This window comes from Vibrio halioticoli NBRC 102217 (genome assembly GCF_000496695.1).
GTDB lineage: Bacteria > Pseudomonadota > Gammaproteobacteria > Enterobacterales > Vibrionaceae > Vibrio > Vibrio halioticoli.
The window spans coordinates 1-25,325 of record NZ_BAUJ01000049.1 but is presented as its reverse complement, the minus strand read 5'-3'; the positions used below and the strand labels follow the sequence as shown (position 1 = coordinate 25,325).

Sequence of the window (25,325 nt, the reverse complement as noted above, 5' to 3'; positions counted from 1 at the left end):
CTAAGTAATAACCAACAGCAAATGTTTTACACCCGATAGCTGTAATTAAGGTGCGCAATTAAGAAATAATGACTAAATTAATATTAAGTATTTTTGATTATTAGCTAGGTTGTATTAGTACATTAAATGTTCAATATAATGGGCTAAGGTAAATAGCTTGAGAAAATGGTATCCCTTGGGTGATACAAATTAGCGCTCTATTTGACGTTACATATTGAGGAACAAATTTGCAGCAAACAAAAATTGCGACCAGCCATTTTGATATGCTTTTTGATGGTGCAATCAAATGCATGAAGAATGCCCAAGAGTTATGTGATGAGGCTGAGCTGTTACATCAGCATGGTAAATTTGCTCGAGCTTTTGCATTAAGTCACTTTGCACACGAAGAGTTTGCAAACAGTGTATTGTTATTTCGTGCGCTGCTTGATGTAAGCACACAAAAGAAAGTGAATTGGAAAAAACTCAAGCGTCACACTCTAAGCCCAAAACAGAAATGCGCCACCAAAGTCGCCATTACTAAGGCGCTATTGGTTGATCTTCATCTCGATGCTGATGCTGCCACCAAACAATTAATTCTAGAGATTGAGTTAAAAAAGATTCGACAAAATCATGCACTGTACACTCAGTGTATAAATACAGAGTTTGTTTTACCCTCAGAACGAATCAGCGAAACCCAATCCGAAAAGTACATGAATTTAGCAATATATCGAATTGCCAAACTAGGCCCGGCTTTAGTTGAACTAAGAAACTTGCAAGGGATGACGAAGCAAGAAGTAAAGCTTAGGTTTTCTAAAAAAGCGTTGAAGAATATGCAAGTGTTTTTGGCGGTAGTGCTGGAAAGCAATGGTTGAAATTCGTATCTGGGCATTGCTGCACGTCACAACATTAGTCCATGGAAAATACCTAAAAATTGGTTTATGGCTTTAAACTTCACATCACCATTGAGACTAAAAAGTCTGGTTTGATGACTAGGGGTTAAACCGAACTTAGCGTAATTAAGTGCTCAAATCTTGCGTTTAACCTTCTTCTCGCTCATAATTCAGGCTATCAGATTGATAGGTGATCCGTATGTCAAAAAATATGCTTGAGGGAATCGATGAGTTTCCGTTGACGTCGGCGTCAGCAAAGAGACTTATCAATGAACTGTCAAGTAAGCACAGTGCTAGAGTCTTTATTGGCTCGCATGCTAGAGAGCGGATGGAGCAACGCGGTGTGACTCGGATGCAAATATTTCAAGTACTTGCTAACAAGCACAGTAGAGTTACGGAAGCTCCTCATCAAACACCTAGAGGTGATTGGAAATGCAACCTTCAAGGTATGGCTGCTGGTGAAATTGTAGAAGTCGTTGTTTCCCTAAAGAGGCACGAAGACGATCCATCTGCCTTTGTTGTAACGGTTATGGTTAAGTAAAGAGGATAATATGTATCACTATAAAGACTGTGGTTTACCGTACGTTTATTTAACAAATGGCTTCACTATCGACAAAGTAGAAGATGAAGAGTTTGTTAGTATCGATAATTTATATGAGCTACATGCGCTTGTTGGCCGAAATATCGTTTCTCAAGTAAGACCTATTTCTCATCAAGAATTTAAGTTCATTCGTATCGAACTTAATATGTCGCAAAAGGCACTTGGTAATTTATTAGGTGTAGACACTCAAACTGTCGCGCGTTGGGAAAAAGGGCAAACACTCATCCCAAGAACCGCAGACGTAACGCTTCGTGCTCTCTATGCAGAGTTTAACGATGATGACAGCCAAATCGGTCTTTTGCTTAATATGCTTTCAGACTCTGAAATTGAATCAACGATGGCAGAGTTACATTTGGAAGAACAAGACAATAAATGGCGTGTAGCATAGTTACAATAAATAATGACTAAGTGTCGTTTAGCTAGTTCTTCTCAACAAAAAAAGCCACTTAACAAAGTGGCTTTTTGACAAATAGAAGTCGAGTTCAGTTATAACTGAGTCGCAGCCTTCATATTCGTCACAAAACTTCCCAGCTCGCTGAGCATTTTGTCAGCGTCATCAAGGTTGTTTTCAATAATTTTCACTACCGCAGAACCTGAGATTGCGCCCGCTGCGCCAGCTTGAACAGCAGAAGCGACTTGTTCTGGTGCCGAAATACCAAAGCCAAGTAGGGCTGGTGGCGCGTCAAATTGTGCTAGGCGCTCAAGCATGTGATCGACTGGCATGTTGGCTTTTGTTTCTGCGCCAGTTACGCCGGAGCGAGAAAGTAGGTAAGTGTAACCGCCGCCTAATTCTGAAACTTGTTTAAGTGTTTCGTCATTAGCTGTTGGTGGTGCGATGAAGATAGCATGTACACCTGCTTTTTTTGCCGCTGCGTTAAATTCTGCGCTTTCACCGGTTGGCACATCCGCAATTAACACAGAATCGACACCGGCTTCGGCACAGGCTTGATAAAAATGCTCGATGCCGTTGGCAAAGACAAGGTTTGCGTAAACCAGTAGACCGATAGGCAAATCTGGGTGTTCAGCGCGAATTTTTGCAATCAGATCAAAGCAAATGCTAGGCGTTGTTTTTGAATCCAAAGCGCGGATATTAGCGCCTTGGATGGTTGGGCCATCGGCGAGTGGATCTGAAAACGGAATGCCAAGTTCAAGAGCATCAGCGCCTGAGTTTGCCAATGTTTGCATGATACGCAGAGATAGTTCAGGTTGTGGATCGCCAATCGTGACAAAAGGGACAAATGCACCTTGTTTTTTAGCTTGTAAACGCTCAAACAGCGCAGCGTAACGGTCCATTATACGTCTCCTCTTTCTTTCAAAATATCGTATACAGTGAAAATGTCTTTATCGCCACGGCCAGAAAGGTTGACGACTAACAGTTGCTCTTTTTCTGGTTCATCATGCGCCATTTTTAATGCGTAAGCTAAGGCGTGAGCAGATTCAAGAGCAGGGATGATGCCTTCTTTACGTGCGAGGATTTGGAATGCTTCTAACGCTTCATCATCGGTCGCAGCGCCGTATTGTGCGCGGCCAATAGCATTAAGGTGCGCATGTTGTGGGCCTACAGATGGGAAATCAAGACCGGCTGAAATAGAGTAAGACTCTTCAATTTGGCCGTCAGTGTCTTGCATCAATGGCGATTTCATACCAAAGAAAATACCTAGCTTACCGTGTTTAAGCGGCGCGCCGTGCATGTCTGTGTCTAAGCCTTTACCTGCTGGCTCAACACCGATAAGGCGTACATCTTTCTCTTCGATGAAATCAGCAAACATACCAATGGCATTTGAACCGCCACCAACACAAGCGATAACTGCATCGGGCAGTCGACCTTCGCGCGCTAGGATTTGATGTTTGGTTTCTTCACCAATCATGTGTTGGAATTCACGAACAATAGTTGGGAATGGGTGAGGGCCTGCCGCAGTACCAAGTAGGTAGTGCGCGTCTTCGTAGCTTGCAGACCAGTCACGTAGTGCTTCATTACAGGCATCTTTTAACGTTGCTGAACCTGAATGGACAGGAATTACTTCAGCACCCATTAGACGCATGCGAAATACGTTCGGGCTTTGACGTTCAACGTCTTTTGCGCCCATGTAAATGCGACATTTCAAACCCAGTAGAGCACACGCAAGAGCCGATGCTACGCCGTGTTGACCCGCGCCAGTTTCGGCGATGATTTCCGTTTTACCCATGCGTTTTGCTAGCAAGGCTTGACCTAACACTTGGTTGGTTTTGTGCGCGCCGCCGTGCAGAAGATCTTCACGTTTTAGGTATAACTTGGTTTTGGTGCCTTTAGTCAGGTTACGAGTTAACGTAAGCGCGGTAGGGCGACCTGCATACTCTTGTAGTAAGTGCATGAATTCGGCGCGAAATTCAGGATCAGCCTGCGCGTCGATAAAAGCTTGTTCTAGTTGGTCAAGTGCTGGAACGAGGATTTGCGGAACGTATTGTCCACCGAACTCTCCAAAGTAGGCATCAAGTTTTGCCATGATTTTTTCCTTAAATTTTTTGGCATTCCTTCCCTACACTAGGGAAGGAATGTGAATCAATAGTGTCTGATCGCAGCAAAAGCTTTTGCTAGCTTTTCACGAGATTTTTTACCAGGTTCGGTTTCTACACCAGAGTTTAGGTCAAGCCCTAGACAGCCAAGTTTAGATGCTTGCGCAATATTGTCAGCATTTAAACCGCCTGCCAGCATGACATTCTGATCGTTAATCTTAGACCAATCGAAGGTTTGCCCTGTGCCGCCACTTTGAGTCTGTGTTTTAGAATCTAAAAGGTGACGGTCAACATTGCCAATAAATGCAGGTACTTCATCTAATACGCCGTAGGCTTTCCAGATTTCAGTATCACTTGGCAGTTGTTGGCGCAGTTTAGTAATAAAGTCTTCATCTTCATCACCGTGCAATTGCACAGCGTGCAGTGAAAGAGATTGTGCTATTTGGCTGATATAGTCCGCGCTTTGATTTTGAAATACACCGACATAGCGAAGAGGTGCTCCACTCATAGTTAAGCGCGCCGTTTCTTGGTCTACTTTACGCTTTGATTTCTCCGCAAAGATAAGACCGCCATAAATTGCACCCGCATTATAAGCTTTTAGCGCATCGTCAGCATGGGTAAGACCGCAAACCTTGTTTTCACCAAGCAATACTTTACGTACCGCAAGCTCTAGGTTGTCTTCAGACATCAGTGAACTGCCGATAAGAAAACCGTTCGCATATTGGCATAGATCTCGAACTTGCTGGTGGTTGTAAATACCCGATTCAGAAATCACGGTAGTACCTTTAGGCAATTTCGGCGCAAGCGCTTTAGTGCGGTTAAGGTCAATGGTGAGGTCGCGAAGGTTACGGTTATTGATACCGACTACTTTTGCTTGCAGTTTGATAGCGCGTTGCAGTTCATCTTCGTTGCTGACTTCTGTCAGTACGCCCATATTCAGTGCGTGGGCAACTTTTGCCAGTGCTTGATATTCTTCATCGTTTAGCACAGACAGCATCAGCAAAATAGCGTCAGCTTGGTAATGACGAGCTAGATACACCTGATACGGCGAAATCATGAAGTCTTTACACAAAATAGGTTGGGTGGTTTGCTTTTTCACTTGCGGTAAAAAATCAAAGCTACCTTGGAAGTATTTTTCGTCCGTTAAGACCGAAATGGCACTGGCATGGTTTTTATACACAGAGGCAATGTAGTCAAGGTCGAATACGTCACGAATCAAGCCTTTAGACGGTGATGCTTTTTTACATTCCAGAATAAACGCGGTGTTGTCACCGGATAATGCATCGTAAAAGCTACGGTCAGAGGGCTGTAGCGACTCTTTAAAGGTCTCCAAAGGTTGCGATTTCTCGCGCTCTTCTACCCAGATATCTTTGTCGGCAACAATTTTTGCCAGCACTTGAGCCATATCTTTATTATGTTGGGAAATATGTTCTGACATGATTAACCTCTAGCCGCCAGTTGTTCTACAAGTTGATACGCCTTACCACTGCGCATGGCAGCAATCGCTTGTTGGGCATTGACTTTTAGGTCTTCGTGACCAAACAGTTTCATCAGCAGTGCAACGTTAGCCGCTACCGCAGATTCTTGAGCTTCTGTGCCTTTACCTGAAAGTAGGTTGGTCACAATCGTGCGGTTTTCTTCTGGAGTGCCGCCTTTTAGCGCTTCAAGTGGGTGCGAATTTAGACCAAAATCTTCAGCGGTTAAAGTGTAGTGTTCAATCTTGCCATCTTTGATTTCGGCGACCACAGTTTTGCCGTGAATAGCCACTTCATCAAGGCCACTACCGTGAACGACAGCGGCGCGTTTCATGTTCATTTTTTGCATGGTTTGCGCGATAGGCGCAACAAGGCTTTCATCATACACGCCCATCAACTCGATATTTGGACGAGCTGGGTTAATCAGTGGGCCAAGAATGTTGAAAATAGTGCGGGTTTTTAACGCCTGACGCACTGGCATTGCATGGCGCACGCCTTGGTGATATTGCGGAGCAAATAAGAAGGCTACGCCAATTTCATCAACGGCTTTAGCGGTATCTTGCGCGCTCATCGCAAGGTTAATGCCAAAAGAATCCAACAGATCAGAAGAGCCAGATTTGCTAGAAACGCCGCGGTTACCGTGTTTAGCCACTTTTAGTCCAACCGCTGCCGCGACAAATGCCGCAGTGGTAGAAATATTAAAAGTGTTTGAACCATCGCCGCCGGTGCCAACGATGTCAGCAAAGTCGTAATCGGGGCGAGGGAAGGGCTGTGCATTGGCAAGCAGCGCTTTTGCTGCGCCGGCGATTTCTTCTGGCGTTTCACCTTTGATTTTTAATGCTGTCAGCGCTGAACTTAAAACGATAGGTTCAACTTCACCTTTAATGATTTGATCAAACAAGGTTTGGCTTTGTGCTTCGCTCAATGACTCTTGGCGATAAAGCTGTTCTAAAATAGTGTGCATCGTTCTTCCTTGTTACTGTTGCTGTGCCATGTCATTAGACTGCAAAGCCCACTCAATTGAATTGGCTAACAGTGTGGCACCGTAAGTCGTCATGATTGACTCAGGGTGGAACTGAAAACCGCAAACTTTGTCTTGTTCGTGCACCACTGACATGACCAAATCATCGACTTGAGCGGTGATGGTTAGCTCGTCAGTGACTTTGGTTGCCACTAAAGAGTGGTAACGGGCAATGGCAAACGGTGAAGGTAAGCCTTGGTAGGTGGCGTGGTTATTGTGCTCCATCATCGACACTTTACCGTGGATGATTTCACCTGCGCCCGCCACAGTGCCACCGTACGCTTCGACAATCGCTTGATGACCTAAACAAATGCCAATCATCGGCACTTTACCTTTAAAGCGCTGAATGATGCTTGGCATATTGCCAGCTTCACTTGGCGCGCCCGGCCCCGGTGATAGAACAATCACAGGGTTTTGTAGTTGGTTTAATGTGCTTTCTAGGACATTAATATCGATTTGGTTACGATAAACGGTGACCTCGTGTCCTAGGGTACGAAACTGATCAACTAGGTTGTAGGTGAAAGAATCGAAGTTATCAATAAATAAAATATTAGCCATGCTTCACCTCAGTATGTGCCGCTTGAATTGCACTGATTACCGCTTGCGCTTTACCGCGTGTTTCGTCGGCTTCTGCTTGTGGGTCGGAGTCAAATACCACGCCAGCGCCGGCTTGAACTTTGGCAATGCCGTTTTCGACATACGCTGAGCGAATCACAATACAAGTATCCAAATCGCCGTGTCCGGTCATGTAACCGACTGCGCCGCCGTAAGTGCCACGGCGTTGCTGTTCAACGTCACGGATTAATTGCATAGCGCGAATTTTTGGTGCGCCCGTTAAGGTGCCCATATTCATCGAGGCTTGGTAGGCGTGCAGTGAATCTAAGTCTTCACGCAATTGACCCACTACGCGAGAAACCAAGTGCATTACGTGACTGTAGCGATCCACTTTCAGTAAGTCAGCAACGTGACGAGTGCCTGCTTGAGAGATTCGAGCAACGTCGTTACGCGCTAAATCCACCAGCATCATGTGCTCGGCGTTTTCTTTACGATCTAGACGCAGTTCTAATTCGATGCGGCTATCAAGGTCGAAGTTAATGCTACCGTCGACGTTTTTACCGCGACGGCGAGTACCGGCGATAGGGTAGATTTCCACTTGATTGGTTTGAGTTTCGTATTTAAGCGCACTTTCTGGTGAGGCGCCAAACAGAGTAAAGAGCTCATCTTGCATGTAGAACATGTAAGGGCTTGGATTGCTTTTTTTCAAATGCTTATAAGCGGCCAATGACGATGGGCATGGCAGAGAAAAGTAGCGAGATGGCACCACTTGGAACACATCACCGCGAATCACAAATTCTTTAAGATCACGCACCGTTTGGCAGAACTCTTCATCACTGACACTGACTGATACGTCACAGCTTTCCAGTTTTACCGCGCTTGGCGCAGGCTGAACTTGCTTCATTTCAGTTTCAATGGTTTGTAGGCGCTTATCTAGCGTAGTGCGAGTTGCAGCGTTGGCATCAAATAAGCTGCCAAATAGGTGTGCTTGCTGCTGCTGATGGTCAACCACAATGAGCGTTTCAGCGACATAAAATACATAGTCTGGGCATTGGCTGTTGATTTCGGCTTGACCAAGAGGTTCAAAGTTTGCCACTAGGTCGTATGCAAATAAGCCGCCAATGAATAATGCCATAGGGTCGTGGTCAGCGCAGTTATAGCTTTGCTTGATGATACGAAGCATATCAAACGATGATGGTTGGCGAAGACGACTGTCTTCATCAAGGTTATCGTCAGGAGCGTTAAAGTTAACGACTAATTTGCTGTCGTTATTTTCAGTAATAAAATCGGGATTTAGATTAGATACAAGGCGGGCCAGCAAGGCTTGACCATTGTCAGAGTTTGCCGTTAGAACTACTTGGTGGCCACGGCACTCGATACGCATAGCGGCGTCGACCAGTAATAGACTTTTTAAGTTTTCTTTTGATTCAACTTCGGCTGATTCAAGAAGAAGGGTGTCGGCCTTATCTTTACACAGGTGGTGGAATAATTCCGTTGGATCTTGGGTATAGAAGACATCACGTTGTAATACTTCTAACTGGCCTTGTGCGGTCAGGTTAATGGTCTTGTTCACAAGACCTCCTTGTAAGCTTTTGGTTCTTAGCATCACATACTCTCATATTCTGTTGTTTCACCCAAAAGTGATTGTGTAAAACTAGGTCAAAATTTGCGCAATCAACACAATATTCAATGTGTTTGTAATGGTTTAGATTGTTCAAAAAGACATAAAAAAAGCTCGCAGACTAATGCGAGCTTTCGAGTTTGTTTAGATACACTCAATATTTAGCTCGCTCTAAGAGAGAACCACCAACGCCACTGTCCAGATACTGCGCATGCACAAACTCTACCGATTTCGGTACAGATTGGCTGAGGCTGTTGTATCATGACTGTATTCATAGCGATTTGCTAAACACCTTTAAATAATCTAGGTGTACTAGTTAACTAGTACAGCGAAGGAAAGTCAAGCCTTTTATGATATTTGATCTACATTCTCATACCACTGCCTCTGATGGCCGTTTTACTCCTCAAGATCTGCTGGAACGTGCTATTGAGCATAGGGTTGGCGTACTTGCTATTACCGACCACGATACCGTTGATGGTATTGAACCTGCGTTGGACTATATTCAAAGCGAGCAGCTTGATATTCAACTGGTTACGGGGATTGAAATCTCCACGCTTTGGTCAAATAAAGACATTCATATTGTGGGGTTAAACCTCGATATTCACCATCCACAGTTACGAGCGCTTATTGAGGCGCAACAAGCGAGGCGTATTGAGCGTTCAGAGCTGATTGCTTATCGCTTATCTAAGCATTTGAAAGTTGACCCTTTACCTGAGGTGAAGGCGATTGCAAATGGGGCGCCGGTAACGCGCGCGCATTTTGCTAAATGGCTGGTGGATAATGGGCATGCTAAAAACATGCAGCAGGTATTTAAACGTTTTTTAACCCGCGACAAACCGGGTTACGTGCCACCAATATGGTGTTCTATGGCCGAAGCGGTGCAGGTGATTCATAGCGCAGGCGGAGTGGCGGTACTAGCGCACCCTGGGCGTTATGATTTAACCGCCAAATGGTTAAAAAGACTGCTGGCGGCATTTGTGGAAGCCAACGGCGATGCCATGGAAATTTCTTTGCCACAACAAAGTCAACAAGAGCGACGCAACTTAGCGGATTATGCGATACAATACGGTTTATTAGCTTCCTTAGGTTCTGATTTTCATTATCCTTCACCGTGGATGGAACTAGGGAGGAACTTGTGGCTTCCTGGCGGTGTAACGCCGGTATGGGAACAATGGCCACAATTTTCGGACGTGAATACCAATCCGGATAAGTAAATGTTCAGCCTTAGAACACTGTTATGTTGTACACGTAAATGGTGTTTTAAGTGTCAATGCGTCGTCAAGTAGTCAGCATGAGCCATTACTTATTTGGATTGATATATACGTCGCTTCAACAGATGTTTACTCATAAGGAGATATAATGAGTCAATATTTTTATATACATCCCGATAACCCGCAAAGCCGACTAATTAATCAAGCAGCGACGATCATTCGCAATGGCGGTGTGGTGGTGTACCCCACTGATTCTGGATATGCGTTAGGCTGTCAGCTAGAAAATAAATCGGCAATGGATCGTGTGTGTCGCATTCGTAAAATCTGTGACAACCATAACTTTACTTTGTTGTGTCGCGACCTTTCTGAATTGTCTTCTTATGCTCGTGTCGACAATGTGGCATTTCGTCTATTAAAAAATAACACACCCGGCGCGTATACCTTTATTTTTAAAGGGACTAAAGAAGTACCTCGTCGCTTAATGAACGCTAAACGAAAAACCATCGGTATTCGTGTTCCTGACAATAATATTGCTTTGGATTTGTTGGCCGCGTTAGGCGAACCTATGATGTCGACCACATTAATTTTGCCGGGTAATGATGTGACTGAATCTGATCCAGAAGAGATTCGTGACAAATTAGAAAACGTGGTGGATTTGATCATTAACGGTGGTTACTTAGGCGAGCAACCAACCACTGTGATCGATTTTAGTGAAGACGATCCGGTTATCCTTCGTCGCGGAGCAGGGGACACCACACCGTTTGAGTAATACCGCGTTATTTTGCTTAAATGTGTTAGGTCACGAATAAACGTGAAGTAATAGTAAAATGGGCTAAATACTGGATGATTTTTCAGTCGGTTTTTGCGATAATACGCGACCGCAATTTTGCGGACGACTACTTCATCCGACGTCTGAGAAGACGACACTAAGGTAACTAAATGAGCGAAAAACTACAGAAAATTTTAGCACGCGCTGGCCATGGGTCTCGCCGCGAACTTGAAAGTTTAATTAAATCAGGTCGCGTTAGCGTTAACGGCCAAGTGGCAACGTTAGGCGTACGCTTAGAAGATGACACAGCGGTTGTCCGTATTGATGGTCATCAGGTTTCAATTAAAGCTCCTGAAGAAGTCGTATGTCGCGTTCTTGCTTATTACAAGCCAGAAGGTGAATTATGTACTCGTCACGATCCAGAAGGTCGTCGTACTGTATTTGACCGTCTACCTAAGATCAACGGTGCACGTTGGATCTCAGTAGGTCGTTTGGATGCAAACACCTCTGGCTTGCTACTGTTCACCACCGATGGTGAACTTGCTAACCGCTTAATGCACCCAAGCCGCCAAGTAGAACGTGAATACTTAGTGCGTGTGTTTGGTGAAGTGAATGAGCAAAAAGTGAAGAACCTTGCAAAAGGCGTTCAACTTGAAGATGGTATGGCTCGTTTCGAAGACATCGTTTACGCGGGTGGCGAAGGCATGAACCACACGTTCTACGTTGTGATCAACGAAGGTCGTAACCGTGAAGTTCGTCGCTTGTGGGAATCACAAGATACAACAGTAAGCCGTCTAAAACGTGTTCGCTACGGTGATATCTTCCTTGAGAAGAAACTGCCTCGCGGGGGATGGATGGAAATGAACCTGAAACAGGTGAACTACCTACGTGAATTGGTTGAACTAGCACCAGAAAAAACAACGGTCATCGACGAGCGTAACACTTCTCGTAACCGTGAACGCTCTCGTTCACAAAAGATCCGTCGTGCAGTTCGTCGCCACGAAGAACGCATCACCACTACAGGCCCTGCAAAACGCAAGCCTAAAAAAGCTCGCAAGTAATTTTTAAGTGCGGGGTCAGGTCTTGAAATTTGCATGCAAATTTCAAGACCTGACCCCGCACTTTTTCTTTATTTACCCAGCATACGTGTAATGGTTTTGTCTTTGTCGATCACGTGGTGTTTGATAGCGCCGACGACGTGAAGCACAAACACAGCGATGATAATATTGACCGCGCTATGATGCATTGTGCTGGCTATTTCTTGTAGCCATTCAATTTTGTCGCCTTTACTGATAATTTCCCAGCCAAAAATATCTACCGCACGACCACCTGCAGCGCTCATTACTACACCTGAAATTGGCATAATGAGGGTAGCTAACATTAGAATTCCGTGTACCGCATGCGCGATTTTTTCTTGCCACTCTGGGCTAGTACCTAAACTTGGCAGCTTTCCTTCTTTCAAACGCCACGCAACTCTCAATACCGCCACAATAAGAATTAATGCTCCAATTGACTTGTGATAGCCCATTAGAAAGGATTTATCTGGCCCTCTCTCCATTTCAGCTAAGATCATGCCAACAATAAATACGCCCACAAAGCTAAGGCCTGTCAACCAATGCATTACGATGGTCATAAAGGACAGTTTTTCCGATGTGGAGGGGGGCGATGGTGTAGAAGAATTAGAGGACATAGATAAATCAGAAGACATAGATTAATACCGCGTTAATAAATAAGTGGCGCTATTATCTATGAAGTAAATTAAACTAACATGTCATTTACTGTAAAGTAACGTAAATATTTGATGTCGCGCTAAATTATTGATATTGAAAACTTAATTGCAACGTAAGTAGAGGGAAGTGTGACTAAATCAATGGACAAAAAGTCGAGAACAAGCCTAAGAGTGTTGTTAGATATCTTACAGTTTGTACGCCCATATCAATGGAAAGTGTTTGCCGCACTGGCTGCATTATTAATGACTTCAGGGCTTACTTTATCGGTCGGGCAAGGCGTGCGCTTACTTATTGATGAAGGCTTTTCACAGCGTTCAATTCACGATCTTAATTATGCGATTGGTTTTATTTTAGCGGTGACAGTGTGCATCTCTATCGGAACATTTTTTCGTTTCTATTTAGTGTCATCGGTGGGAGAGCGTGTCAGCGCTGATATTCGACTGGCGGTGTTTAATCACGTTATTACCTTGCATCCTAGCCATTTTGAAACTCACGGCAGTGGCGATATTATGTCACGCATCACAACGGACACCACATTACTCCAAAGTATTATTGGCTCTTCGTTTTCTATGGCGATGCGCAGTGCATTGATGTGTGTTGGCGCGATCGTGATGCTATTTGCCACCAACGTAAAGTTAACTCTGATTGTGTTAGCCTCAGTGCCTTTTATTTTGGTTCCTATTTTGGTCTATGGGCGAAAAGTACGAGCGCTTTCTAGACAAAGCCAAGATTCCATGGCGGATGTAGGCAGCTATGCAGGAGAGGCGATTGAACACATTAAAACGGTGCAAAGCTTTAGTCGTGAAGCGCAGGAATTACACTCGTTTTCAGCTGAAGTTGAACGCGCTTATGAAATAGGACGTCAACGGGTGAAACAGCGCGCTATTTTGATTTCTGGCGTGATCGTCATTGTGTTTGGCGCTATCTCAGGCATGTTGTGGGTAGGGGGAAGCGATGTTATACGCGGTGAGATTTCACCAGGTGAATTGGGTGCATTTGTGTTTTATGCGATTATGGTGGCCTCATCGACGGCCACTATTTCCGAAGTATTTGGTGAATTGCAACGAGCAGCAGGAGCCACAGAGCGATTGCTGGAAATCCTGAATGTAAAAAGCCAAATTATCGCACCCAAGCAAGCTGTTTCTACCGCTAAGCTTAGCGCCGAAATGTCCTTTCATCGGGTGTCTTTTTATTATCCATCCCGCCCTGATACTCCGACGATTGATACACTCAATTTAACCGCTAAAGAAGGTAAAGTGCTGGCATTAGTCGGTCCTTCTGGCGCAGGGAAAACCACGTTATTTGAACTTTTACTGCGCTTTTACGACCCGTCAAAGGGAGAGGTAACATTAGGTGGGCAAGATATTCGTCAGTTTGATCCTAAAGATCTGCGCAATAAGATGGCGCTCGTACCTCAGCAACCGGCATTATTTAGCCACGATGTGATGCACAATATTCGTTACGGCAATCCTGATGCCACTGATGAACAAGTAATAGAAGCGGCGAAAAAAGCGCATGCGCACGAGTTTATTTGTAACCTTCCGCAAGGCTATCAAAGCCACTTGGGTGAAAAGGGCGTACGTTTATCTGGCGGACAAAGACAGCGCATTGCCATTGCTCGCGCCATTTTAAAAGATCCTATGATTTTACTGCTTGATGAAGCCACCAGCGCCCTCGATAGTGAAAGTGAACACCACGTACAACAAGCTCTTGAAGCACTGATGAAACACCGCATTACCATTATCATTGCGCACCGTTTATCAACGATTCAGCACGCTGACCAAATTGCCGTTTTAGATAAAGGAAAATTGGTCGATGTTGGCAATCACCATAGCTTATTAAGCCGCTGTGAATTGTATCAACGCTTGGTTGAGTTGCAGTTTAAGCAGAAGGGTTAGTGGGGACAGGTGGATGATTCAGGTCTTAGAACCTAAATGTGTCGTAAATCTTCAATTATTTTTCCGTTAATACCAGCATAATAGCGTTCATACTGAGCAATTTACTATCGGTTGAATCAAACATGATCAGAGAGTACCAAGCAAAGGATATTGAAGTCGTTCTCGATATTTGGCTTAAAGCATCAATACAAGCTCATGACTTTGTTGTAGCAGAATTTTGGCAATCCCAAGTCTCGAATATGCGCGACATCTATATCCCAGCATCAAAAACTTATGTATTTGAAAAAGAGGGCAATATTGTCGGTTTCTATTCGCTCTATCAGAATCTTTTAGCCGCAATTTTTGTTTCGCCTGACTATCAAGGTCTGGGATTCGGCAAGCAATTAATTTCTCATGCTAAAGGGCAATGTTTCGAGCTGACTTTAAATGTCTATAAAGAGAATCAAGCCGCTTACAGATTCTATCTTGCACAAGGTTTTGAGGTCGATAATGAACAGCTTTGTGAGCATACAGGCTGCGCTGAATATGCGATGAGTATGAACACAAAATAAACTAAGGGTAAATGTTAGTCTGCTAACATTTACCCTTGTGCTTAGCGACGCTTAGCAATAAACATCTGATAGCCAAATTCGCCTAAATAGCGTTTATAAATATCAATTTCGGCAAGAATATCGTTAATTGCGTTTGAATCTGGCATATGAGGCAGTAATTCATTTGCACGCTCTTTAAGGGGCAAATAATAGTTCTGCCATGCGGCTTCACTTAATGGAAAATGCTCAATGATCTCATAGCCTGCGGCGTTAAATTGTTGCAATCTGGTCTCGATAGATTGCATGTCTGGATATTCTCCCTTGAAGAAGTTTTGCACCTCTGCTGTTGGATCTGTAGTGCGCCAAACCAAATCACTGAGCATGATGATGCCATTTTCTTCTAGTAGTGGTCGCCACTGTTTTAAGGCATTGTTTACGCCCATGATATACGCGCTACCTTCTGCCCAAATAAGGTCGAAACTTTGCTCAGTAAAGGGCAGTTCGGTCATGCTGGCGCACACAGGTACAATGCGAGAGGCTAGCCCATCTTGCTCAAAGCGTTCACTTAAGCGATCGAGTGCAGATTGCTCGTTATCCACAGTGGTGATGATAGCGTCAGTGTTATTGGCGAGTACTGTTGTGGCAAGCCCTTTACCTGAGCCTATTTCAAGCACTTTTGTACAGGTTTTAGGGATGGCATTCAGCGCTTTTAGCGTTTCAGTTTCACTGCCCGGACCCCAGCGGTCGAGGGTTTCAAAGACTGTCATAAAGTCAGCCATATAATCTTGATGTTCGTTCATGTCTTTTGATAGCCATTTCAATCTAAGGGCTTCTTTTTCGTCAAAGCCTTGTTTCATTAACCAATCTAGATGCGCATCGGGTGCTATTTGGCTTATGTTTTCGTGCCATTGTTTGTGATTCTCTTCACCAAGAAGCGCGACCAATACTTTTCTAGAGTGCTGTTTTTGTTCAATCTCGTTATCCAATGCTTGTAGGCGGTTGACCAGCAATGGACGGTCGATTTTGGCATCCAAGCAAGCTTTGCATTCTTTGAGCGTTAAACCCGCAGCTTGCAGAGTTTGTATAAGCAACACGCGCTGAACGTCTTTGTCGGTATAGACGCGATAATCGTTGTCTAAACGCACTCCGTTTATCAGTTGCAGCTTTTCATAATAGAGTAGCGCTGAGCGTGACAAACCCACTTTGCGTGCTAATTCTGATATGCGGTACATATACCTTCCTTGCTTGAATAGAGCTAACTTAAACTATGAAGTAATAGACAGGTCAATACAAAATATAAGTTATGGCTGACAGACATTGCAATAAATCCCTATCTGGTTGAATATCAATCTTATAGTCTAGAGACAAAATGCGTAAGCAGTAAATGAAAAAGGAATTCACCCTATGGATGGGACTTCAAAGCGCAATTTAGCGGTATTGATGTATGTATTGGTGTCATTAGGTGGCATTGTTGTTGACATTATTGTGCCGTCGTTGCCCTCTATTCAAGCCGCTCTTGCCAGTAATGAAGCACTGACTCAGTGGGCATTTTCAGCCGCGATATTGGGCTTTGGCGTGGGGCAAATAATCGCCGGGTTTGTAGTGGACGCTTTCGGCCGAAAAATGCCGATGTTGATAGGCTGCATTGTTTTGATCTTAGCGCTTTTTATTTCCGCTATTGCGCCAAGTATCGACACCTTAATTGGTTTGCGTTTATTGCAAGGGTTAGCCGTATCCTTTATCGCTGTAGGTGGAAGGGCTGCAATCAAGGATTTATTTGATGGAGAAGAGTATTTACGCGCGGTTAATTGGATCACCATTTCGTTCGCCTTAGGCTTAACTTTATCTCCGTTTATCGGTGGATACATTGATGCACACTTTGGTTGGAACATGGTGTTTTACGCATTGATGGTGTGGGTTGCAATGGGCACGGGTTTATTGTTGTTTATGTTTACTGACACACACCGCAGGACGCGATTTAGCGCGCACTTTGTGACTCGAAGTTTTAGTGAAATTGTCGGTAACGCGACCTTTCGGCGTGTCGCGCTGATTTGCGGGATTTTGTACAGTATTTTGCCTGCCTTTAATACCGTAGCGCCATTTTTGATTCAAACAACACTGGGTCATACGCCCATATTTTATGGGCATGTCGCGCTATTATTAGGTGCAAGTTGGCTGGTGGGCAATATTGCGAACCGATTCTTTTTTAAAGTGCCTGCTGAGAAAAAAATTCGGCTGTCGATGCTGCTGTCATTAATTTCTGTTGCATGTGGTTTGTTCTATCAAACTCTTTTCGGGCTTAATTTACTGGCTTTGGTAATACCCGTCGCCTTGGTTGTGATGGCGCTAGGCGTATTATTTCCGTTGTGTTTAGGGCAAGCGCTTGCCCCATTTACCCACTTGGCTGGGATTGCCAATGCGCTTGTATTTTCAGCGTGTTGGCTGTGTACAGCGCTGGTCTCGTTTTTGGCTTCAGGGCTTTCTAGCATAAGCGCGATACCATTATTGTTGATGTACGCCATATTGCTCTCAGCGGTCGCGCTTATATTTAAATTTAAACGCTGATGTAAACTGTCACAGCAGAATTTATGCGTTGCCGGCGCTGTTTTAGAAGGTATGACTATAAGAGAGTATCACTTTCTTATCTGAGCCGTAGTCATTGTCTGATACCAGTGCTAGTAAGCTAATGCTGTCTTTCTTAGTGAAGTTATAGCCAGTTCCTGCCCCCATCCAATAACCAAAATAATCATCCGAACCGATAGATGCACCGGCAAAAGCCATAGCAGTAAATTTGTCATTGATAGGTTTTAAAGAAAAAGCTCCGACATAGCCACCGGTGCTGTCGCTAGGGTGTAAGACAAAGGGGTTATTTGGATCATAGAACTCATCATTTGCATTTAAAGGTCGTTCACCATCGGTGTAGTTAAATCCGGCCATGGGGAATATTTGCCAGCCCGCAGGTTCAATTCCAAATACCGATAAAGGCAAAAACGTGCCGACACTGTAATTATTAAAGTTCGAACCGTCACTGTATTCACTGTGACCAAAGTTAAAGTTCACGATACCGATATCAAATAGCCAAGATCCGCCCACGCTCCACTCTTGAGTATCGGGGTGATAGCGCGCATTAATTTTTTGCGCTTCGCTTAAACCCAGAGAGCCCGAGATAGAGTAACCGGCCTTTTCAGATTCAAAATTGTAATCAGCCGCAACGCCCAACTTGGTAACAATGCGGGTAGGGTCGTCGGCATTTTTGTTTTCATTGTCGTAGATGTCTCTTTTTTGCTCGGCGAAAGCAGCAGACGAAATCACACTGGCACAAAGTAAGGTTAAACAAGCAACATGTTTTGGCATTAACAACGACACTCCAATGAATAATAGAGACAATTTATGAACGATAGAACATAGTACCCAATATGCATCTGGTTAACTATTTATTGTGGTGATGTTTTTTGTAAGCGGAGCTTATGGGAAAGGTAGGGGGATTGAAGTTCTTAAAGCGTTTGACGGATAATATCCGTATAGTGCTTCGGTCTTACGTGCTTCACTTATACATTCAGGTATTCACGAGTGTTTAGTTATTAGTAATTTATTAGGTAGTAATAATGCAAATATCACGTATAAAAGTTGAGGCTCTGATTTGCCCTCTATGCGGGAAAGGGAACTCTTGTGGTAACCAAGACGATAAATCGAAAACCTGTTGGTGCGCCGATCCTGCGATAACGTTTCCAAAAGGGTTGTTAGCTCAGATCCCCGAACACTTACAAGGCAAAGCCTGTATTTGTAAGTCGTGTGTGAATAAGTTCCAAATAGATTCAGCTAGCGCATAATCTCGGCTTAACTGAAAATTAAAAAAGCCCTATACGTGAATAATATCAACATGATAGGGCTTTGATGTCATTTAGAAACACAAGTGATTTTAGTCGCGCTTCCACAAAATATGACAGAATTTGTGCTCAGGATCGCGAGAGACCAGCATACGTGCAAATACGTCATCTAACACATCGTCTGTTTCATTCACCAGACCGATTTTGATTTCAGCATAGGTTTCTTTATCCACCTCAAATCCGACATGTGATGCCCAGTCGTCTCCGGTTTCTACTAGCTCTGCTGCGCCACGGTCTTCAAACTGCAGTGTAAACAAAGCAACGTCTGCTGCTTCAAGGTTGTCAGGAGCCATTTCTAGAAAAATGTCGTAAGCAGCGTCGATGGTATCATCAAAGGATAAGAGTTCAGTCATTGGATTCCCTTAGCGGTCTCTTAAATTGTTGAGGCGATTGTACTCGCAATTTGTTGCAATTAGAACAGGCCAATCTGCGGCGCATTAATATCGTCAAATTTGAGGCCAACAAAAGGCAAAATGGCATCGGCGATGGGCTTAACTTGCTTTTCAATATAGTGCTCGTAATCATAAGCACTGCGCACAAATTCGATGGGTTCAGGGCCACTTCGGGTCATCACGTAGGCAATTCGGCCACGGTTTTGATATTGCAAAGGACGACCTAGCTGTTGATTGATGTCATCGGCTAAACGCGCGGCGCGTACTTGTGGCGGAATGTTCTTTTGATAGTCATTAAGCTTTCTGCGCAGACGTTTACGGTAGATAAGCTTGTCGTCTAATGCGCCAGATTCTACTTGGGCAACGGTATCTAAAATAAACTGAGTGGGGTCTTGTCCATCAAAAATAAGCTCATATAGACGAGCCTGAAAACTTTGCGCCAGTTCTGTCCAGTCACTACGGGCACTTTCTAAACCTTTAAAAACGATGCGCGAATCATTTTGGGTTTTGATTAAGCCTGCGTAACGTTTCTTGGAGCCTGTCTCTGAGCCTCTAATTGTCGGCATAAAGAAGCGATTAAAGTGAGTTTCGTATTCTAACTCAAGTAGGGAAGTGAGCTGGTATTGCTCAGCAAGGTGCTGTTTCCACCAAGCGTTAATGTGCGTTGTTAGGGCATGACCCACGGCATCGGCTTGTTGTGCACTGCATTCACCTTTTAACGAGACAAAGGTAGAGTCAGTATCACCGTAGATGACCTCATAGCCTTTATCTTCAATTAGCTTACGAGTGGTCTTCATTATTTCGTGACCGCGTAACGTTATCGAAGAGGCCAAGCGTGTATCAAAGAAACGACAACCGGAAGAGCCTAACACCCCATAAAATGAATTCATGATGATCTTAATCGCTTGTGAAAACGCCACTTCGTTATCTTTTTTGGCTTGATCACGGGCTTGCCATAACTCTTCGATTAAGTTGGGCAGGTAGTGTTTACTGCGGTGAAACTGCGCCTTTCTAAAACCGGGCACAGCTTGATCTGCTTGATTGCCTATCTCTAGCTGTAAACCTTCAATGAGTCCCATAGGATCAATGAGGAAACTGCGAATGATGGCTGGATACAGGCTTTTAAAATCCAGCACTAATACTGAGTCATACAACCCCGGTTTTGAGTCCATGACAAAGCCGCCGGGGCTAGCAATCCAATCATTAGGCATTAGATTTGGCGCAACATAGCCACCTCGGTGTAAACGAGGCAGATACAGGTTAGAAAAAGCCGCCACACTGCCACCGACTCTATCAAGGGACAAGCCCGTTAGTTTACTGCGCTGAATTAGGTAATCGAGTAGGTGGGTTTTGTGAAAGATCTTGTTGACCAGTACACAATCTTGCAAGTTGTATTTTGCCAAAGAGAGCTTGTCATGGTGGAACATGTCATTGATCTCTTGCATGCGGTCATGCACGTTATGGATGGCTTTACCTTGCTGTAATAACTCTTGAGAAACAGACTCTAATGACCAAGAATCAAACGAATAGGTCGCCGATTTAAGGCCGTCGATACCATCAACCACCACACGTCCTGGAATGGTAATAAAACCTTGCTGGCTTTGATTCGATTGTCGGTAGTAGCAATTTTGTTTGCCTCGCCCTAAGTTAAGGCGGATCTTGTGCTGTTCGGCTCGCTGCACCAACAGGCGCATATCAAAGCCGATGACATTCCAACCGATAATAATGTCCGGATCAAACTGCACAAACCAATCAATGAGCGCGCGAAGCAGAGCGTTTTCATTTTCCACCCACTGAATAGGCGTCTCATCACTTGGTTGAGGTTCACCTATCATGATCACGCGACTGTCCATGACGGAATCTAAACCAATGGAGTACAACACCCCTTTGGCAGAACATTCAATATCGAGAGAAACCACCGATAGATTCGGCATGTAGTTTTTAGCTGTGCGACATTGGGCGTTGGAAATTTTTAGGTAGCCGTTTGCAGATGTTTCTTGACCACTGACTTCGATTTGTCCTTGAATAAACCGCTCCATGAGATAGCGATCAACCAACCTTATATCGGGTTCGTAGATAGTTATGCCACTATCAAGTAGCGCTCGCTCAAAATTCATTGCGTGTTTTCGGGTAGGGAAATAACAGGCGCTCACGGGGTTTAATTGAAAGGTCCTCAAAGGTAGTGCTTTGGTTTGTAAGGGAATTTTTAGCTGATTGGCTAATTGCTCTACCTGTGATTGCATGGCGCTTTCAATAAAGTATACGGATTTTTGATCCGGAATTTGAACCAATACAGGCCCTGCATCCGTAGACATCCACAGTTCAATAATACTCGAAGTGCCGACATCTTTACTTTGACGGGTTAAGATAAATCCTGAACGCAATATGCAAACCTTTTTGCTACTCTTACAAGTAGCTATGATAACAAACCCTTGTTGAGCTGTTTATATGAATTTAAATATGATTTTAGGTAAATGTATAGTCACTTTGGAGCGTAGTGCATAACAGAGAAAAGGCCGCAAAAGTGAGTCTGAAAACGGCCGCTTAAACTTGTTGCATATGAAAGGTGCGGTATAAATTTTAATCGAATAAGCATATTATTGCACGACTGTGTCATAATAATTGCACTAATATATTGTAATATCGTAAATACTAAGCATATTTGGATGTCGTAAACTACGCCAATAACGTAGAATAACGGTCGCGTGTTATGATGACTTCATGACGATCTATGCAGCCAAGAATTAGAGTGTGGAGATACAAGTTTGATAAATGTTTTCCTTGTAGATGATCATGAGCTTGTACGCACAGGGATAAGACGTATTATCGAAGACGTCCGTGGTATGAATGTGGCAGGGGAAGCTGAAAGTGGTGAAGATTCTATAAAATGGTGCCGAAATAATCATGTTGATGTGATCCTTATGGACATGAATATGCCGGGTATCGGTGGCCTTGAGGCAACCAAAAAAATATTACGTTTCAACCCAGATATAAAAATCATTGTGTTGACCGTACATACTGAAAACCCATTTCCAACTAAGGTGATGCAAGCTGGCGCGTCTGGCTATTTGACCAAAGGTGCTGGGCCAGATGAGATGGTGAATGCAATTCGTATGGTGAACAGCGGTCAACGCTATATTTCACCTGAAATCGCACAACAAATGGCGCTTAGCCAAGTTTCAAGTTCTTCTGATAATCCTTTTAAAGATCTCTCCGAGCGTGAGCTTCAAATCATGCTAATGATCACTAAAGGGCAAAAAGTGACTGATATTTCTGAACAACTGAGCTTAAGTCCTAAAACGGTGAACAGTTACCGTTATAGACTGTTCAACAAGCTCGATATCAGTGGCGATGTAGAACTGACACACTTAGCCATTCGTCACGGAATGTTGGATGCAGAGACGCTGTAGGTGACATCGCAGTTCGACTCAACCGCATTTCTTAGAACGGTTACACATCAGCCCGGCGTTTATCGAATGTATAACGCCGAGGCTGTTGTCATTTATGTAGGCAAGGCGAAAGATCTTCAAAAACGCCTTAGTAGCTACTTCAGAAAAAAGCTCGATAACGAAAAAACACGTGCCTTGGTCAGTCACATTGACCACATCGACGTGACGGTTACTCATACCGAAACCGAAGCCTTAATCCTTGAGCATAACTACATCAAACAGTACTTACCTAAGTACAATGTGTTGCTCAGAGACGATAAATCCTACCCGTATATTTTCATCAGCCATCACAAGCATCCTCGTTTGTCGCTACATCGCGGCTCAAAAAAGCGTAAGGGCGAGTATTTTGGTCCGTATCCAGACTCCGGAGCGGTGCGCCAAACGTTGCATTTATTGCAAAAAATCTTACCGATGCGCCAATGTGAAGACACCATCTATGCCAATCGAACACGGCCTTGTTTGATGTATCAAATTGGACGTTGTGCAGCACCTTGTGTGAAGAGCATTATCTCCGATGAAGAGTATCAAGATTTAGTGCAATGGGTGCGTTTGTTCTTACAGGGCAAAGACAAACAAGTGGTAGAGCTGTTAATTGCCAAAATGGACGAAGCCAGTCGCAGTCTTAAATTTGAGCAAGCGGCGCAGTTTCGCGATCAAATTCAAGCCATTCGCCGCATTCAAGAGCAGCAGTTTGTTTCCGAAGACAGCTTTGATGACATTGACGTGCTCGGTTTTGCTCAAGAGTCAGGGGTAGCCTGTATTCATATCTTGATGATTCGTCAAGGTAAGATACTCGGCAGTCGCAGCTTCTTTCCAAAAATCCCGAACAACAGCCAAACCGAAGAAATTTTTTATAGCTTTATTAGCCAATACTATTTGAATCAATCTGAGGGCAGGGGGTTACCTAGTCGCTTAGTGTTCGCCTCGGGTTTGCTTGAGGATGAAAAGCCTTTCCAAGAAGCATTGACGCAGATGGCTGGTCGACATGTCAGTTTTCATACCAATCCTAGTGGGCATCGTGCTCGCTATTTGAAACTGGCAAATACTAATGCACTCAGTGCAATTACGACTAAAATTAACCATAAGATGACCATTTCGCAGAGGTTTAAAGAGCTTCAGCAAGTGCTCAACATGGATTCGATTCGTCGCATGGAATGTTTTGATATCAGCCATACCATGGGCGAGAGCACCATAGCCTCCTGTGTGGTGTTTAATCATGAAGGTCCAGTCAAGCCAGAGTATCGCCGCTACAACATTACAGGCATCACCGGTGGTGACGACTATGCGGCGATGGGGCAAGTACTTGAGCGTCGTTATTCGAAGCAGATAGATGTAGATAAAATTCCCGATATCATTTTCATTGATGGTGGTAAGGGACAACTAAATCGTGCGATTGAGATCATTTCTAAATATTGGGATCAGTGGCCGAAACGTCCACGCTTAATTGGTATCGCCAAAGGCGTCACGCGTAAGCCGGGCCTTGAAACTATGATTACCGCTGAAGGTGAAGAGTTTAATATGGCTAGCGACGCGCCAGCGCTGCATTTAATGCAGCACATTCGCGATGAGAGCCATAATCATGCGATTGCAGGGCATAGAGCAAAGCGAGGTAAAACTCGTCGCACTAGTGCATTGGAAGGCATTGAAGGAGTAGGGCCAAAACGTAGGCAAGCTTTGTTGAAATATATGGGCGGTTTACAAGAACTGAAGAGAGCCAGCGCTGAAGAAATAGCCAAAGTGCCAGGTATCAGTAATTCTTTAGCAGAAAAGATAGTTCAAGCGTTGCAACACTAACTAAAATCCCGCAACATTAGGGATAAACCTATAGCCAAATAAGCATGTCCATTTGACGTGCCTTCAGAGTAAATAAAATGCGATTTACTATCCCGAATATTCTTACCTTGATTCGCCTATTCTTGATCCCAGTGTTTGTCATTGTGTTCTATCTGCCCTTTTCATGGGCACCTTTTACAGCAGCAATGGTGTTTTGGGTTGCCGGGTTTACCGACTGGCTCGATGGAGTATTGGCGCGTAAGTTAGGGCAGACGTCGCGTTTTGGTGCATTTTTAGATCCTGTTGCGGATAAAGTGATGGTGGCAACGGCGCTATTATTGATTGCCGAGCATTACAATACGATTTGGATTACGGTTCCAGCCATCATAATGATTTCCCGAGAAATCATTATCTCAGCATTAAGAGAGTGGATGGCTGAAATAGGCAAACGTGCTAGTGTTGCCGTGTCGTGGATTGGTAAAGTGAAAACCTTTGCGCAAATGTTTGCCTTGTGGGTGTTGATCTGGCGTTATGATGATTGGATGATTTGGATTGGTTTCTTATCTTTGTTTATCGCGACCGTGCTTACCCTGTGGTCCATGGTGCAATATTTGAATGCCGCCAAAGACGATTTGCTTCACGCAGACGAATAATTTAAAAATAAAATAACCAGCGAAAGCTGGTTTTTTTATGCCTTCAGCTTCTAGTTGTGCCTATTTTGCATAACCTTGAGTATCAAACCAAAACAAACAATGAGTTACTCAAAAATAGCCTGAAGAAAAATAAAGCAATTTAGGTGGATTTTAATCAATTTTTGATACTTATCTAACCATCTTGCCAAGGTTTGTTTGTAAAGCGAGCAAACGAATCATAATTCGAAAAATTTTATTGACTCACAGGGTCGAATCCGTAAAATGCCACCCCGTACCCAAGAGGAATTAACTCTTAAGCAGTACGACGGCGCCTTGGCAGAGTGGCTATGCAGCGGATTGCAAATCCGTGGACCTCGGTTCGATTCCGGGAGGCGCCTCCATTCTCTTAACGAGAATAT

General features: G+C 44.1%; 24 protein-coding genes and 1 tRNA gene. 14 read left to right on the top strand and 11 right to left on the bottom strand.

All coding sequences use genetic code 11. The annotated features are described in order from the left end of the window. The first annotated feature begins 227 nt into the window (after positions 1-227). The 3 genes from VHA01S_RS13665 (at position 228) to VHA01S_RS13655 (ending at position 1,858) form a co-directional block, all read left to right on the top strand. The gene (locus tag VHA01S_RS13665; protein WP_023404951.1) at positions 228-851 is read left to right on the top strand and encodes an AbiV family abortive infection protein; all 624 of its coding nucleotides are present in this window, start codon (positions 228-230) and stop codon (positions 849-851) included. 217 nt (positions 852-1,068) lie between these two features. Then, the gene (locus tag VHA01S_RS13660) at positions 1,069-1,410 is read left to right on the top strand and encodes a DUF4258 domain-containing protein (RefSeq protein WP_023404950.1); all 342 of its coding nucleotides are present in this window, start codon (positions 1,069-1,071) and stop codon (positions 1,408-1,410) included. A 10-nt stretch (positions 1,411-1,420) separates the two neighbouring features. Continuing rightward, positions 1,421-1,858, top strand: coding sequence for a helix-turn-helix domain-containing protein (locus VHA01S_RS13655; RefSeq protein ID WP_023404949.1), 438 nt, complete (start codon positions 1,421-1,423; stop codon positions 1,856-1,858). 98 nt (positions 1,859-1,956) lie between these two features. On the opposite strand, the gene trpA is transcribed toward VHA01S_RS13655, so the two are convergent. Genes trpA through VHA01S_RS13625 form a run of 6 tightly spaced genes read right to left on the bottom strand, consistent with a single transcriptional unit; the run spans position 1,957 to position 8,620 of the window. Then, on the bottom strand, positions 1,957-2,763 hold the full coding sequence (gene trpA, locus VHA01S_RS13650) for a tryptophan synthase subunit alpha (RefSeq protein WP_023404948.1): 807 nt from the start codon (positions 2,761-2,763) through the stop codon (positions 1,957-1,959). Continuing rightward, on the bottom strand, positions 2,763-3,953 hold the full coding sequence (gene trpB, locus VHA01S_RS13645) for a tryptophan synthase subunit beta (protein ID WP_023404947.1): 1,191 nt from the start codon (positions 3,951-3,953) through the stop codon (positions 2,763-2,765). The genes trpA and trpB overlap by 1 nt, the downstream gene beginning before the upstream one ends. A gap of 56 nt (positions 3,954-4,009) precedes the next feature. After that, on the bottom strand, positions 4,010-5,401 hold the full coding sequence (gene trpCF / locus VHA01S_RS13640; protein WP_023404946.1) for a bifunctional indole-3-glycerol-phosphate synthase TrpC/phosphoribosylanthranilate isomerase TrpF: 1,392 nt from the start codon (positions 5,399-5,401) through the stop codon (positions 4,010-4,012). A 2-nt stretch (positions 5,402-5,403) separates the two neighbouring features. After that, positions 5,404-6,402, bottom strand: coding sequence for an anthranilate phosphoribosyltransferase (trpD, locus tag VHA01S_RS13635; RefSeq protein WP_023404945.1), 999 nt, complete (start codon positions 6,400-6,402; stop codon positions 5,404-5,406). A 12-nt stretch (positions 6,403-6,414) separates the two neighbouring features. Beyond that, positions 6,415-7,017 (bottom strand): aminodeoxychorismate/anthranilate synthase component II, encoded by a 603-nt coding sequence (locus VHA01S_RS13630; protein WP_023404944.1) that lies wholly within the window; start codon positions 7,015-7,017, stop codon positions 6,415-6,417. After that, positions 7,010-8,620, bottom strand: a complete 1,611-nt coding sequence (locus VHA01S_RS13625) for an anthranilate synthase component 1 (RefSeq protein ID WP_023404943.1) — start codon at positions 8,618-8,620, stop codon at positions 7,010-7,012. Before VHA01S_RS13625 ends, VHA01S_RS13630 begins: the two co-directional genes overlap by 8 nt. Positions 8,621-8,985: 365 nt before the next feature. Between VHA01S_RS13625 and rnm the strand changes: the two genes are divergently transcribed. The 3 genes from rnm to rluB all read left to right on the top strand — a co-directional run bounded on the left by rnm (position 8,986) and on the right by rluB (position 11,676). Next, positions 8,986-9,849, top strand: a complete 864-nt coding sequence (rnm, locus tag VHA01S_RS13620) for an RNase RNM (protein ID WP_023404942.1) — start codon at positions 8,986-8,988, stop codon at positions 9,847-9,849. 145 nt (positions 9,850-9,994) lie between these two features. After that, positions 9,995-10,615: an L-threonylcarbamoyladenylate synthase gene (locus tag VHA01S_RS13615; RefSeq protein ID WP_023404941.1), complete on the top strand. Its 621-nt coding sequence runs from the start codon at positions 9,995-9,997 to the stop codon at positions 10,613-10,615. Positions 10,616-10,785: 170 nt separating this feature from the next. After that, positions 10,786-11,676, top strand: a complete 891-nt coding sequence (rluB, locus tag VHA01S_RS13610) for a 23S rRNA pseudouridine(2605) synthase RluB (protein WP_021713124.1) — start codon at positions 10,786-10,788, stop codon at positions 11,674-11,676. Between the two features lie 68 nt (positions 11,677-11,744). Here rluB and VHA01S_RS13605 read toward each other — a convergent pair whose 3' ends face one another. Then, the gene (locus VHA01S_RS13605; RefSeq protein ID WP_052029628.1) at positions 11,745-12,305 is read right to left on the bottom strand and encodes a cytochrome b; all 561 of its coding nucleotides are present in this window, start codon (positions 12,303-12,305) and stop codon (positions 11,745-11,747) included. A 180-nt stretch (positions 12,306-12,485) separates the two neighbouring features. On the opposite strand from VHA01S_RS13605, the gene VHA01S_RS13600 reads away from it, so the two are divergent. Together VHA01S_RS13600 and VHA01S_RS13595 are read left to right on the top strand one after the other, a co-directional pair. Next, complete coding sequence (locus VHA01S_RS13600; protein ID WP_039970986.1) at positions 12,486-14,243, top strand: ABC transporter ATP-binding protein/permease; 1,758 nt, start codon at positions 12,486-12,488, stop codon at positions 14,241-14,243. A gap of 122 nt (positions 14,244-14,365) precedes the next feature. Continuing rightward, positions 14,366-14,794, top strand: coding sequence for an N-acetyltransferase (locus VHA01S_RS13595; RefSeq protein ID WP_023404938.1), 429 nt, complete (start codon positions 14,366-14,368; stop codon positions 14,792-14,794). A 41-nt stretch (positions 14,795-14,835) separates the two neighbouring features. Here VHA01S_RS13595 and VHA01S_RS13590 read toward each other — a convergent pair whose 3' ends face one another. Then, complete coding sequence (locus tag VHA01S_RS13590) at positions 14,836-16,005, bottom strand: MerR family transcriptional regulator (protein WP_023404937.1); 1,170 nt, start codon at positions 16,003-16,005, stop codon at positions 14,836-14,838. Between the two features lie 172 nt (positions 16,006-16,177). On the opposite strand from VHA01S_RS13590, the gene VHA01S_RS13585 reads away from it, so the two are divergent. Beyond that, positions 16,178-17,338, top strand: a complete 1,161-nt coding sequence (locus VHA01S_RS13585; RefSeq protein WP_023404936.1) for an MFS transporter — start codon at positions 16,178-16,180, stop codon at positions 17,336-17,338. A gap of 42 nt (positions 17,339-17,380) precedes the next feature. Here the strand turns inward: VHA01S_RS13585 and VHA01S_RS13580 are convergent, their stop codons facing one another. Next, entirely contained in the window at positions 17,381-18,127 is a 747-nt protein-coding gene (locus VHA01S_RS13580; RefSeq protein WP_023404935.1) for a hypothetical protein, read from the bottom strand. Positions 18,128-18,378: 251 nt separating this feature from the next. Between VHA01S_RS13580 and VHA01S_RS13575 the strand changes: the two genes are divergently transcribed. Further along, positions 18,379-18,603, top strand: coding sequence for a cysteine-rich CWC family protein (locus VHA01S_RS13575; RefSeq protein WP_039970983.1), 225 nt, complete (start codon positions 18,379-18,381; stop codon positions 18,601-18,603). An 89-nt stretch (positions 18,604-18,692) separates the two neighbouring features. Here VHA01S_RS13575 and VHA01S_RS13570 read toward each other — a convergent pair whose 3' ends face one another. Both VHA01S_RS13570 and VHA01S_RS13565 read right to left on the bottom strand, forming a co-directional pair. Next, entirely contained in the window at positions 18,693-19,013 is a 321-nt protein-coding gene (locus VHA01S_RS13570) for an HI1450 family dsDNA-mimic protein (protein WP_021713152.1), read from the bottom strand. A 59-nt stretch (positions 19,014-19,072) separates the two neighbouring features. Beyond that, entirely contained in the window at positions 19,073-21,436 is a 2,364-nt protein-coding gene (locus tag VHA01S_RS13565; RefSeq protein ID WP_023404934.1) for a DNA polymerase II, read from the bottom strand. Positions 21,437-21,817: 381 nt separating this feature from the next. Here VHA01S_RS13565 and uvrY point away from each other — a divergent pair, with 381 nt between their 5' ends. From uvrY to VHA01S_RS13545, 4 genes are all read left to right on the top strand, one after another. Further along, on the top strand, positions 21,818-22,462 hold the full coding sequence (gene uvrY / locus VHA01S_RS13560) for a UvrY/SirA/GacA family response regulator transcription factor (RefSeq protein ID WP_023404933.1): 645 nt from the start codon (positions 21,818-21,820) through the stop codon (positions 22,460-22,462). Next, positions 22,463-24,295 carry an excinuclease ABC subunit UvrC gene (uvrC, locus tag VHA01S_RS13555; RefSeq protein ID WP_039970981.1) on the top strand — a complete coding sequence of 611 codons (1,833 nt, stop codon included), beginning with the start codon at positions 22,463-22,465 and terminating at the stop codon, positions 24,293-24,295. It abuts the gene before it with no gap. 77 nt (positions 24,296-24,372) lie between these two features. Continuing rightward, positions 24,373-24,927 carry a CDP-diacylglycerol--glycerol-3-phosphate 3-phosphatidyltransferase gene (gene pgsA / locus VHA01S_RS13550; protein WP_023404931.1) on the top strand — a complete coding sequence of 185 codons (555 nt, stop codon included), beginning with the start codon at positions 24,373-24,375 and terminating at the stop codon, positions 24,925-24,927. 306 nt (positions 24,928-25,233) lie between these two features. Then, positions 25,234-25,307, top strand: a tRNA-Cys gene (locus VHA01S_RS13545). Positions 25,308-25,325 lie beyond the last annotated feature (18 nt).

What these genes read in the sequence shown, in the direction of transcription:
- VHA01S_RS13570 (WP_021713152.1), bottom strand. Translation starts at nt 19,013, where the DNA reads ATGACTGAACTCTTATCCTTTGATGATACCATCGACGCTGCTTACGAC.
- VHA01S_RS13580 (WP_023404935.1), bottom strand. Translation starts at nt 18,127, where the DNA reads ATGCCAAAACATGTTGCTTGTTTAACCTTACTTTGTGCCAGTGTGATT.
- trpD (WP_023404945.1), bottom strand. Translation starts at nt 6,402, where the DNA reads ATGCACACTATTTTAGAACAGCTTTATCGCCAAGAGTCATTGAGCGAA.
- trpA (WP_023404948.1), bottom strand. Translation starts at nt 2,763, where the DNA reads ATGGACCGTTACGCTGCGCTGTTTGAGCGTTTACAAGCTAAAAAACAA.
- VHA01S_RS13655 (WP_023404949.1), top strand. Translation starts at nt 1,421, where the DNA reads ATGTATCACTATAAAGACTGTGGTTTACCGTACGTTTATTTAACAAAT.
- VHA01S_RS13600 (WP_039970986.1), top strand. Translation starts at nt 12,486, where the DNA reads ATGGACAAAAAGTCGAGAACAAGCCTAAGAGTGTTGTTAGATATCTTA.
- rnm (WP_023404942.1), top strand. Translation starts at nt 8,986, where the DNA reads ATGATATTTGATCTACATTCTCATACCACTGCCTCTGATGGCCGTTTT.
- trpB (WP_023404947.1), bottom strand. Translation starts at nt 3,953, where the DNA reads ATGGCAAAACTTGATGCCTACTTTGGAGAGTTCGGTGGACAATACGTT.
- trpCF (WP_023404946.1), bottom strand. Translation starts at nt 5,401, where the DNA reads ATGTCAGAACATATTTCCCAACATAATAAAGATATGGCTCAAGTGCTG.
- VHA01S_RS13660 (WP_023404950.1), top strand. Translation starts at nt 1,069, where the DNA reads ATGTCAAAAAATATGCTTGAGGGAATCGATGAGTTTCCGTTGACGTCG.
- VHA01S_RS13595 (WP_023404938.1), top strand. Translation starts at nt 14,366, where the DNA reads ATGATCAGAGAGTACCAAGCAAAGGATATTGAAGTCGTTCTCGATATT.
- VHA01S_RS13615 (WP_023404941.1), top strand. Translation starts at nt 9,995, where the DNA reads ATGAGTCAATATTTTTATATACATCCCGATAACCCGCAAAGCCGACTA.
- VHA01S_RS13630 (WP_023404944.1), bottom strand. Translation starts at nt 7,017, where the DNA reads ATGGCTAATATTTTATTTATTGATAACTTCGATTCTTTCACCTACAAC.
- rluB (WP_021713124.1), top strand. Translation starts at nt 10,786, where the DNA reads ATGAGCGAAAAACTACAGAAAATTTTAGCACGCGCTGGCCATGGGTCT.
- VHA01S_RS13625 (WP_023404943.1), bottom strand. Translation starts at nt 8,620, where the DNA reads ATGCTAAGAACCAAAAGCTTACAAGGAGGTCTTGTGAACAAGACCATT.
- VHA01S_RS13585 (WP_023404936.1), top strand. Translation starts at nt 16,178, where the DNA reads ATGGATGGGACTTCAAAGCGCAATTTAGCGGTATTGATGTATGTATTG.
- VHA01S_RS13605 (WP_052029628.1), bottom strand. Translation starts at nt 12,305, where the DNA reads ATGTCCTCTAATTCTTCTACACCATCGCCCCCCTCCACATCGGAAAAA.
- pgsA (WP_023404931.1), top strand. Translation starts at nt 24,373, where the DNA reads ATGCGATTTACTATCCCGAATATTCTTACCTTGATTCGCCTATTCTTG.
- VHA01S_RS13590 (WP_023404937.1), bottom strand. Translation starts at nt 16,005, where the DNA reads ATGTACCGCATATCAGAATTAGCACGCAAAGTGGGTTTGTCACGCTCA.
- VHA01S_RS13575 (WP_039970983.1), top strand. Translation starts at nt 18,379, where the DNA reads ATGCAAATATCACGTATAAAAGTTGAGGCTCTGATTTGCCCTCTATGC.